Source organism: Frankia sp. CgJB1 (assembly GCF_977947065.1).
Map to the genome: position 1 here is coordinate 8,857 of NZ_CDWTNB010000068.1, position 11,180 is coordinate 20,036.

General features: G+C 66.4%; 7 protein-coding genes. 2 read left to right on the forward strand and 5 right to left on the reverse strand.

The window, feature by feature from the left end; all coding sequences use genetic code 11:
• The first annotated feature begins 491 nt into the window (after positions 1-491).
• Positions 492-1,235: a reverse transcriptase/maturase family protein gene (locus AC08OT_RS09955; protein WP_476593389.1), complete on the forward strand. Its 744-nt coding sequence runs from the start codon at positions 492-494 to the stop codon at positions 1,233-1,235.
• A gap of 847 nt (positions 1,236-2,082) precedes the next feature.
• Here AC08OT_RS09955 and AC08OT_RS09960 read toward each other — a convergent pair.
• The 3 genes from AC08OT_RS09960 to AC08OT_RS09970 form a co-directional block, all read right to left on the reverse strand.
• Positions 2,083-3,420: a cation:proton antiporter gene (locus AC08OT_RS09960; RefSeq protein WP_476593390.1), complete on the reverse strand. Its 1,338-nt coding sequence runs from the start codon at positions 3,418-3,420 to the stop codon at positions 2,083-2,085.
• A 159-nt stretch (positions 3,421-3,579) separates the two neighbouring features.
• Entirely contained in the window at positions 3,580-4,554 is a 975-nt protein-coding gene (locus tag AC08OT_RS09965; protein ID WP_476593391.1) for an ATP-grasp domain-containing protein, read from the reverse strand.
• Entirely contained in the window at positions 4,551-6,386 is a 1,836-nt protein-coding gene (locus tag AC08OT_RS09970) for an NAD(P)/FAD-dependent oxidoreductase (RefSeq protein WP_476593392.1), read from the reverse strand. The genes AC08OT_RS09965 and AC08OT_RS09970 overlap by 4 nt, the downstream gene beginning before the upstream one ends.
• 543 nt (positions 6,387-6,929) lie before the next feature.
• Between AC08OT_RS09970 and AC08OT_RS09975 the strand changes: the two genes are divergently transcribed.
• Positions 6,930-9,368, forward strand: a complete 2,439-nt coding sequence (locus tag AC08OT_RS09975; protein ID WP_476593393.1) for an ATP-binding protein — start codon at positions 6,930-6,932, stop codon at positions 9,366-9,368.
• 261 nt (positions 9,369-9,629) lie between these two features.
• Here AC08OT_RS09975 and AC08OT_RS09980 read toward each other — a convergent pair whose 3' ends face one another.
• Positions 9,630-10,514 carry a hypothetical protein gene (locus AC08OT_RS09980; RefSeq protein WP_476593394.1) on the reverse strand — a complete coding sequence of 295 codons (885 nt, stop codon included), beginning with the start codon at positions 10,512-10,514 and terminating at the stop codon, positions 9,630-9,632.
• Positions 10,514-10,795, reverse strand: coding sequence for an HTH domain-containing protein (locus AC08OT_RS09985; RefSeq protein WP_476593395.1), 282 nt, complete (start codon positions 10,793-10,795; stop codon positions 10,514-10,516). The genes AC08OT_RS09980 and AC08OT_RS09985 overlap by 1 nt, the downstream gene beginning before the upstream one ends.
• Positions 10,796-11,180: the final 385 nt, after the last annotated feature.

Here is an 11,180-nt window from a genome sequence, read left to right on the forward strand (position 1 = left end):
CGGCGAGCAGGCCCACGGCCGGCTGACCGTCCGGGTGAGGCGGAGCCGTCGTAGTGTGCGCCGGGCGCGGGAAAGCCGCGCACAGGGGAAAGGATGGCAGCACGTCCGCGGTTCGTGGGCTGATTCGCAGGCTGAAAGGCCAGGAGGACGCCGGTTAATACCGGGGTGCCGTGGCCGGGCCTCGTCGAGGCTCGGGCGCGGGTACCGGGGATTCAGATGAAACCGCACCGTTGGGCGGCCGACGGCCGTGAGCGTCGGTTTGTTGACTTACATAACCTCGTGGCAGGCTCGGCTGGTGCTGATCCTGGGCTGGCATCGGGTCCGGGGGAACAGGGGGCTCGCACGGCCGGGGTGGACGGGCGGACCGGCTGGGCCATCGAGGCCGGGCGTGGCGTGGAGGAATTTCTTTCCAACATTCGCGCGAAGCTGGAGAGGCAGCGGTTCCGGCCGTTTCCGGTCCGGGAGACAAAGATTCTGAAGGGTGCCCGAAAATGGCGCCGGTCAGGGATTCCCGTGACCCGTGGCCAGGTCGTCCTGGCAGCCTTCTCCTGGTCCTGGAGCCGATCCTGGAAGTGGCCTTCCTCCCCTCCAGTTACGGATTTCGCTCGGGCCGGCGGGCGTATGACGCGATAGCTGAGACCCACAACTTCGCCATCCAGGGATACGAGTGGATGTTCGAGGGGAAAATCGAGGTCTGTTTCGACAACATCTCGCACTTGGTCGTCATGGGCCGGCTGCGGAAAAGGGTCACTGACAGACGCGTGCCCACGCTGGTGAAGGCGTTTCTGAAGACTGGGATCCTTGGTGAGGATCAGGTCAGCACCGGTGGTTTGACAGCACGCAACAGGCCACGGTATGATCGGCGCGTAAACGTGTGGAGGGCCCGGTGCCCAGTAATGGGTACGCCGGGTTCGGGGACCGGCCCGGGGAGACGGGTCGGTGGAAACACCAGTACCGCGCCCCGGGTCGGTCCCACCTCGCCAACAAGGCGGTCGGTGATGTCCGCCGGAGGGCCACCCACCGGATCCGCGGCCGCCGCGGCCGCGCTACCGACCCCGAGTACACGATCAAAGGACTTCTCGTCCGGGGCCCCGCGGACGCTCACCCCGGCAACCCTCGGCGGCGAGGCCGCCTTCGAGATCGACGCTGCCTGGCGCGCGAAGAACCTCCTGCTCGAATACACACAGCACACAGAGCACATGGCTTCAAGATTCAGAACGGGCTCTCGCGCCTGATTGTCAAGGACGCCCGCAAGGTTTGGAAGAAGCGGGCTGGTTCACCCGCCGGAGATATGGCTGTGACCAACGGGCGGACGCTTCAGGATCTTCCCGGCCTCTCGGGTAGGTGGAAAACCCGACCTCTCGGGTAGGTGGAAAAGTTGCGCATAGGGCAGTAGACTACTGAATCATTATGGACACCATATATTCCTTCCGATCCCGGCGGCCCCGGACACCGAGACACCGTGACCGTCGAGCCATGGTGACGGTGCTTGGCGCCCTCGTCATTCCATCGGCTCTGTTCCTCAGTGGCTGCGGCCAGGACTACAAGCAGGACAACGGCGGCGCCGTGCCCGTGCCGCGGTCCAGTACCGAGAGTTTGCAAGGCGCGACACCCCGGCCGGCGCCGGCCGGGGTCATCGGCCACGTTACGAATGGCCTGGCCCAGACGGCGGTCCCCACCCCTCCCGGCGGAAAATTCTAAGAACCTGTTTTAAATCTTGTCTTGACCTCGGACGCGCGCCGAGCGCCAGGGATCGGACTCCGGCGCTCGGCGTGCCAACCGGTCGACAGCTTGCTTTATCGGGCTGGGATACGGGATCGGGGTAATTCTAAAACAGCTTTTTAGGTCGGTGGCCTAGGGGATTCGCACCCTTGGGCAGGTAGAGGCAGGGTGACAGGGCGATCCCGAAGAGCAAATCCTGCAGCCGTTGACCTGTCCGTGGTCTTCCCGACGGGCTGACGAGCGGGAGTGACCCGGTCGGGTCGCGCGGGTCGAGAACATCCTCGCCCCATCTACACCACATCCGACCGAGTTACGAAACAACCTTTTGTAGGATACGGGTGTTTGACGGCAAGGCCAGCGCTAGCGTCGGGCAGCGGAATGTGCGCTTTCGGTGTCGCTGGTGGGGTCCAGCCGCCGTAGTGTCTCGTCTGCGCTGTGCTCCACCCGTTGCATCGTGAGGTGCAGGATCGGCGGGGTCATCATGGTGGTGACGAGCGCCACGAGAACCACCACCGTGTAAGCTGCCGTGTTCAACACGCCGAGGCGCAGCCCCACTCCGGCGACGACCAGGCCGATGACCCCGCGGGCGTTGAGCCCGGCGCCGAGCGCGAGGGCCTCCCAGTGGCCGAGCCGGCTGGCCCGGGCGCCGAGGTAGGCGCCGGCGAACTTGCTTGCGACGGCAAGCAGCAGGACCACCAGGCCGGCGGCGAGGACCGACAGGTCGGTGAGCTTGCCGAGATCGACCCGTAGCCCGGCGGTGGCGAAAAAGATCGGCGCCAGCACGGTGAGCACCACCGTCCGCAGCGGCGCGACCCGGTCGGGAGCGAAACCCCGGCTGGAACCGATGACGATGCCGGCGATGAACGCGCCGAAGACCGCCTCGAGTCTCAGCGCCTCCGTGGCCGCCGCCGCGGCCAGGATCAGTACGGTGATGGCCACGATGTGGCCATCACCGTGGCGCGCCGTGCTGGCGTATCGAAGTGCCCTTCGGACCGTCGGAGGACCGGCTACCAGGGCGGCCAGCACGGCGCCGAGCACGCTGACCACCGGCACGGCGATGTCACTGCCACGCACGCCCGTGGTCGCCATCGCCGACATCATGGAGAGTACGGACCACCCGGCCACGTCGTCGACTGCGGCCGCGGCCAGGGTGAGCTGGCCGACGTTGCGGTCCAGCAGGTTCATGTCGATAAGGATCTTCGCGGCTACCGGGATCGCGCTGACCCCGAGCGCGACGCCGAGGAACAGCGCGAACACCAGCCGATGGGCGCCGTCCGCGGCGAGAGAGCCGGGCAGCAGCAGACCCGCCAAGACGCCGAGGCCCACCGGAACCAGAAGCCCGGCGAGGCCGACCCGGGCGGCGGTCAGACCCCGGCGCCGCAGCATCTGGATGTCCATCTCTATGCCGATGAATCCGACCAGCAGAATCACGCCGAGCTGGCCGACGGCGTCGAGGAGATGGAACTGGTCGGCCCGTGCGGGCAACAGCCAGCCGGCGAAGCCAGGCGCGAGCGTGCCGAGCAGGGATGGCCCGAGGATCACGCCGGTGAGGAGTTCACCCACCACTGCCGGCATTCCCAGCCGCATTGCTGCCCGCCCGAGGAGATAAGCCAGCCCAAGCAGGACGGCGATCTGGAGCAGGAAAACGAGAAGTACATGGGACGACAGCGCGGCTACCGGACCGGATGCGTTGACCATCACTACTCCTGGGAAGGGCAGGCGGACGTCTAAACCGACGGTGACGCCGAGCACGAGCGAGAGTGGGAGGATGAGGTAAACCGCGGGTAGGTCCGATGCGCTGCGTACATAACCGTTGCTCCCCTCGGGCCGGCGAGCGTTTCTCGGTAGATCATCGGGTCAGCCGCCAACCGCCCGGATGATGGTTTTTGCGTACGTGTCGTAGGCGTTGCCCTCGGTCAGGAGCAGACGGGGGATGACGAGCTCACATTCCAGTAGCCGCAGCACACGGTGTTCGTCCCGCAAGCCGTCAACCCGGCCGAAGATCAACGGTCCGTATCGGTTTTCCAGTGCTTCATACACACCGTACGCCCATTCACGCTCGGCTGGTGTCGGCTGGATCACTTCGTTCCGGCCGCCGAACCGTTCGTGTGCCCACCAGCCGCCGTCCCGGGCGACTCTTTTGCGGACTGTGTGGCTCAACTTTCCGTCTAGGAAGACGAAGGAAAGTTCCCCGTGGGTCAGGATCGATGAAAGAAATGGCTGGACACAGACGTGATGAGTGGACACCAGGTCACGGAGCAGAGTCTCGGGTTCCGTGTCGCGGCGTGGTGCCAGGCCCGTCGTCGACGTTGCTTTGTGGCCGTTCCGGACGAAGTGCGTTGCTGAGATGCTCGGCCCGCTCCGTGAGACCCGGAAGGTGCGCCAGGAGCCGGCCGAGACGGTTGGCTTGATGACGACATGGTCCCATCCGGTCTGGGCCATGAGCGTGTCAATCGTCACGTCCTCGCCCCGGGAAACCCACCGGGTCGGGATCACCGCGATGCCGTCCTGTTCGAGCTCTGACAGGTACCGCCGTTTGTCGAGCGTCCCGACGGCCACCCGCATCGAGTTCAGAATGGGAATCTTCCCGTCCAGCTCCAGGTAAAGTTTCCGGATCTTGTCAAGGAAGTCGGGCCGCTCGTGGAAGCCGCGGCACATTCGTAGGTTCACGCCATCGAACGCTGTCCAGTCGACGGCGTGCACGTTGTCGAGGTGAACCGCGACTGCCGTGACACCGTAGTCAGCCAGGGTAGTAACGATCTGTGGGTACTCCGCATGCTGCGAGTCCAAATGTAGGTAGGCGATCGGTCGCCCAGTGGTAACGGCTTTCATTCATCCTTCCTCAGTAAGGCCGCGCGGTTAGCGAATTCGTTGGCCGTCGCGCTGTCGCTGGGGCGGCGTACAAGCAGGCGTAGGCGTCGGACCGCCGTGTCCGCCCCGTCCCACAGATAGGCGGCGGTGAATCCGGCGAGCAGGGCGTACGGCCGCAGTCGGATCACCCACCGCAATCGGGTGTTGGCCGGCACGGGTAACCGGTCCAACCAGGTCGCGGTGCCCTCAGGTCGTAGTTCCGCGGGTTCCACCAGGTCATGAGCTGAAATATCTCGTCCCCGGTCCCCGCCGATCGCCAGCCACCACAGCTTAGGCAGCGGCGCGGTGACGTTCTGGACGCTACGGACCGTTGGTATATTGACACCGTGATCCAGCCGCCAGCGTGCGCGGGCAGCGAGGTTGGCCTGTAGCCGGCTCTGTATCCAATGCACGGTTTCCGGCGGCAACCACCGCCACAGCGGGGCCCGGGAGTAGAACAGCGTGGATTGGAGACGCCGCCGGACGCGGCGGTGCTTCGGGGTCTCCCGAGTGGTGTCGCCCTCGGTGTCGACGAGCCATCGGGTGAGCGCTGAACGGGTGCTGCCCACCGACCAGAAGACCATCATGTCGAGCACGTGGGACAACACGAAGAAGCGAGGGTCCGCGATCGCGGCAGTGTACTTTTCACGGACCATCGCGCGCAGCATGTGCCAGTCCTGGCGAGTGGCTCGGTTCACCCGCTCGATATAAGCCCGGTCCAGGTGCCCGGAGCGGACGTCGTCCTGGACAATGTTGGCGAGATGCCAACTGGTCACCAGGGCCAGCGCGATTCCCTGGCTGTAGTAGGCGTCGATGATGCTGCCCGCGTCGCCTACCATTGCATAGCGCTGCGGGCTGACGAACGTGTCGGTCCAGTGCTGGACGTTGCGGTAGGTCCGGAACTCAAGGAGCGACTCCGGTGCGATCACCTTGTCGAGGACGGGGTGCCGCCGGATGAGATTCCAGAACTGCTCCTGCGGAGTTCGGCCGGGTGGCGCCGACCGCTGGTCGAAAGTCGCACCGACGCTGATCCGGTCCTTCGAGAGCCGGATGACCCAGATCCAGTAACCGCCCCCCCACAAATGTACGGTGTACAGGTCGCGTTGCGTATTGCGGCCGTTAGGGAAGGTATGCGTCCACTCGTCACCGAACAGACCGTCGGTCACGCCCTCGAACTGGCCCCAGACGGCCGTCGTCTGAAATCCGTCAGTCAGTTCCCGCCGCTCCGCGGCATGTCCGCGGCCACGGGCCAACAACCGGTTGCGCCCAGAACAGTCGACGACCCAGCGCGCCCGGATGATGTTACTGTTTCCGGTTGTGCCGTCAAGCCATTCCATCTGATGCCAGTCCGCTCCCGGGGAGATCTGTATGTCGCTCACTCGGGCGGTGTCGACGAAAGTTATTCCAGCACGCCGTCGGACGGCCGCGCACATCGCATCCTCCGCTTCGGGGCGGACGATCTGCATGTCGAGGAACATGCAGCGGAACCACTTCTTGTCGGGCGCAAGATCGTAGAGATAGTGCGGCGGATGCGGGTCGGCATTGATGGCCCACTCGGTGGCGTCGCGGAAGTCTGATCTGTTCTCCGTGCCGTGGGAGAACCATACACCGAGTTTCGCGAATGATTTCTCGGTGATGAATTCGTCCAGCTCGCCCACAGTGCGGAGAAAAGCACTTGTGAAGACTAGGAACGACTCTCCGACCTTGTAGCTGTGTTTCTTATCGCGAAGGTTGTCGATCAGCGTTACTCGCAGGCCTCGTTTGGCAAGCTGAAGGGCGTTCGCCAGGCCTACGATGCCGGCACCGACTACCACGACATCAGTTTCGGAGGTCGTCCGCCGAATCGTCGGCACGCCCCCCATTGAATGGACTTTCTCGTTGGTCATCAAATCAGGGACTTGTCGAAGTTGCAGGGGGGCGCGGGTCGGCCTCGTCTGCCGGCTGGCTTTTCGCACTTGGTCTCGCATGCTTGGTCTCACATGAAATTTACTTCGTCATAAGTGCACAGGGCTGGTGTCGACGATATCAAGGGGCTTGTGTTGGCCAGCTCGCTCACCAGCAGCTCAGTGGGCTCGACGAGGTGGACATCTCCCTCCACTCAGTGCGTCCCACACGAACCGGCGGGCTGCCCGCGCCGACGTCGGATGCGGGGGCAGCGCCATGATCAGGCTGGGGTACCGCGCCAGTCGCCGCGGCTCCGGCGCCTGGCATCCCAAGGCTGCCGGCAGTGCAGTCTGCGTTCTCGGCATGGGCACAGCCTGAGCGACGGACCGGCGTGCGGGGACGGGAGAACTACCTGTTTCACTACCTGTCCGCCCCAGTTGTGTCCCCCCGCAGGTAGCGGGACGGTGTTGTATGTGTCCGGACGTGGAAGGTCGAACCTGCCGGCGGAACTGACCAGCTTCGTCGGTCGCAGACGGGAGCTGGCAGAGGCATTGCGGTTGCTGTCCGGCGCCCGGTTGCTCACGCTGACCGGACCCGGGGGGGTCGGGAAGACCCGCCTCGCCCTTCGGCTCGCGGCGGACCGGCAGCGCGCGTTCCCCGACGGTGTCTGGATCGCCGAGTTGGCCGACCTCGACGACCCGTCACTGGTCGCCGACGCGGTCGCCGAGGCGATGGGCCTGCAGCGCCTCTCCGGGCGATGGACCGCGGCGACGCTCGCCGCGCACCTTGCTCCGCGCAGGATCCTGCTCGTGCTCGACAACTGCGAGCACCTCGTGGACGCGTGTGCCCGGCTCGTCGACACCCTGCTGCGCGCGGGCCCGGGCCTGCGGGTCATCGCAACCAGCCGCCACCTGCTCGGGGTGGCCGGGGAACGGGTGCTGGGGGTGCCCCCGCTGAGGGTGCCCCCGGTGCCGGCCCCGGGCGCGGACCAGTCCGCCTTGGCTGGCGGGCTCGTCCAGTACGAGGCGGTGAGCCTGCTGGCGGAACGCGCGGCAGCGGTGCTCGGGGAATTCAGCCTCGACGAGGGCAACTGGCGGACCGTCGCGTTGCTGTGCCATCGCCTGGATGGCATCCCGCTGGCGATCGAACTGGCGGCTGCTTGGCTCCGGACGCTGTCCCTGGAGCAGATCCTCGATCGGCTCGACAGCCGCTACAGCCTGTTGACGCGAGGCAACAGAGCCGGGCCCCGCCGCCAGCAGACCCTGCGCGCGCTGATCGACTGGAGCTTCGGCCTGTGCAATCCCGACGAGCAGCAGATGTGGGCGTGCCTGTCGGTGTTCGCCGACGGGTTCACGTTGGAGGCGGCTGAGCAGGTGGGGGGTGCCAGGTGCCCGCCGGCAGTCGTGCTGGACGTGCTGAGCGGGCTGGTTGACAAGTCGATTCTGGTCCGTGACGACGACGAGGGGACGGTCCGGTTCCGGATGCTGGACACCATTCGCCAGTACGGCCAGGACCGCCTGCGCGAGTCCGGTCGGGAGCAGGACGTGCGCCGTCGGTATCTCGCCTACTACCGCCGGATGGCGGCCCTCGCCGACGCTCAGTGGTGCAGCCCGGCCCAACTGGACTGGATCAGGCGGATCCGGAGCGAGCAAGCGAACCTACGGGTTGCGCTGGACTTCTGCCTCACTACACCGGGCCTGGCGGAGACCGCTCTGTCCATCATGGTGGCCCTGTGGCAATACTGGGCCGCCATCGGGCTGCTCAGCGAGGCGCGTTTCTGGTTTGATCGGGGGCTGAGCAAGGCCACGGAGCCGGACGGGATCCGGGCCATCGGTCTGCAATCGGCCGCCCATGCCGCGTCCCTCCAGGGCGACATCACCGCGGCGGCGTCACTGCTGGCCGAGGCTCGCGATCTGGCCACTAGGCTGCACGACCAGCGGGTGCTCGCACGCATCGCCTGCGTCGAGGTCAGGCTCGCCGCCATCAGCGGGGACAGGCCGGCGGCGGTGGAGCGCAGTCAGGACGCCCGCCGCCGGTTCGCTGACCTCGACGAGCCGTTCGGCCTCGCCCAATCACTGCTCTATCTCGGGCTGGCCCACGGAATCCGCGAGGAACAGGACGCGGCGGCGACCGTCTTCGCGGAATGCGTGGCGTTGACCGAGCGCTTCGGTGAATACTGCTTCCGCTCGTTCGCTCTGTGCGGCCTCGGTCTGGCGGCCTGGCAGCTAGGCGAGTTGGAGCAGGCGATGGAGCACCATGCCGCGGCCATCTCCCTGAAATACGCGTTCCACGACCATGCCGGCATCGCTGTCGCGCTGGAGCAGCAGGCGTGGGTCATGGCCTCGGCCGGCCGGCACCACGAGTCCGCGGTCCTGCTCGGCGCGGCCGGGCGGATCTGGCGTGAGACCGGGGCGTCGATCGCCGCCTTCGGGCTCGCCCCGTTCCACCACCGATGCGAGGCGTCCCTGCGACGCGTCCTAGGTCAACGGAAGCTCGAACGCGCCCTGGCGCAGGGCGCGGAACTCGACCTGGACGAGGCCGTCGCCGCGGCTACCCAGGGCACCGGGACTCCTGTCGCCCACCCCGTCGTTCCCGCCGGCGAGCCGGAGGTGTCCCTGACCCTCCGGGAGCGTCAGGTGGCGGACCTCGTCGCCCGCGGCCTGAGCAACAAGGAGATCGCGAGCTACCTGGTGATCGCCCAGCGCACAGCGGAAGGTCACGTCGAGCGTATTCTCGGCAAGCTCGGTTTCACCTCACGGGCCCAGATCATCGCGTGGGTAAAGGACAGCAGCAGGAGCCTCCAGGAACGTACGTGTGAGCCGCAGCGACATGTTGGCGAGCGCGAGCGGATCGCTCCTACCCCGCCCCCGCATCCTCATGGAGATTCTGTAGGCGGACAACCTCACGGGTAGTTACGGGCAGCGACTTCGCTGGCGACTGTAGATCATCGACCTCGAGCGGGCGGAGGTCGTCGTGCTGGCCTGCCACTACCGTCCCCGGGTACAGAGGGCACCCAACCCGGTCGTGTCCATCTCATGTGGAACGTGACAACCCAGTCGAGGTCCAAGTGGAGGTTTTCCGCCTGCTGGGCTGACCGTGAGGAACGCTGATCTCCTCGGCAGCGAGAATGGCGGCGGCGAGACGCTCGGTCGTGACGGTGGCCGGTCATGAGGTCACCTCGGTCGGATCATGCGGCCGAACAGTGCGATCGCCGACGTCTGCAACTCGGCAACGCTGGGCGTGAGTCGCTGCCGCGCGGCGTCCCAGGCGGCGTCCCCAGCGGCGTCCCGAACGGCGTCCCAAGCGGCCTCCCGGGCGGCGGCCTCCTGGGCGGCGGCCCAGGCGGAGGCCCAGGCGGCATCCCAGGCGGCCTCCCGGGCGGCGGCCCAGGCGGCATCCTGAACGGCCCGAGCGGCGTTGCAGGCGGCGACCCAGGCGGCATCCCAGGCGGCCTCCTGAACAGCGGGCCAGGCCTCCTGGGCGGCGGCCCCAGCGGCGGGCCAGGCGGCCTCCCAGGCGGCATCCCGAACAGCGGGCCAGGCGGCCTCCCGGGCGGCGACCCAGGCGGCATCCCAGGCGGCATCCCGAACAGCGGGCCAGGCGGCCGCCCGGGCGGCGGCCCGGGCTTGCGCAGCGTGCGACGCTGCATCGCGGACGATGTCACCGATCGCCGCCACATCCTCCAAGCTGGCGATCGGCCTGTGGTTGGCGAGCAGATCTGCATACGCGGTCGACCCCGGGACCAGGCGTAGCCAGGTCGGCGTGCACACCCGGACGAGCCAATCCAGTGCCAGACACCCGCGCGCCTCGTCCAGTCCGTCGGCGGCCGTACCCATGAGCTGCGGGATGTACGGCTTGAGCTTCTGCCGCTTGTTGTTGGGCAGGACATCGTTCAGGATGCGGCCGAAAGCCCCGAGCACGGGCGAGACGCACTCGGGGTGGTCGGACCAGGGCTCGTCGGCGAGGTATGACACCGCCTCCAGGAGGCAGCTGCCCTGCTTCAAGTTGTCATGGCCGCCCTTGGCCAGGACGAGCGTGGCGAGGTCAAGCGCGTGCATCAGACTGTCACCATTCCGGGGTTCGGGCGGGGCGGGGGCGAGGGTTCGTCGCGCCATTGGTAAAGGTGCTTGGGACGCCCGCGGGACCCGCGGTCCAAGATGAGGTCGACGTAGCCGTCCTGATCGAGATCATGGAGGTACCGCTGGACCGTGGACCGGTGTCGGCCGATCTTGTCGGCGATTTCCTCCGCCGCGATCGGCTCGGACGCCGAGCGCAGCTCGACGACGATGTCCTCCATGATCTGGCGCGAGCGGTTCCTGCGGAGGCGTAGGTGGACCACTGCGGGAACCTCCTCCCATAGATGCGGGCGGCCCTTTGCCGCCCATTCATCGGTAAGCTCTCCCGCGATGATCGGGTAGTGAGCGATTAAGTCGACTACAACCATACGGCTGCGCCGCGGGTAATGCATGCAACTAGGCACGCTCGTGCTCCTTTTGTGCGGAAGCATTTTTTCGGCGGTGTTTTCGCGAGGTAAAATCGCAAAATCGAGATCCCATGCCCGGAGAGCACGGAACACACAAAAAGAGAAATTCTCACGGAAAGTGTCGGCTTCCCGGCTCATTCCTGCAGCTCACCGCTGTACGATCTTCGTTCCAATCTCGATGCACAGAACACGCAAAAAGCGAACTATCTAGAAAACGTCTTGGCTCCAGAATATTCGTGCA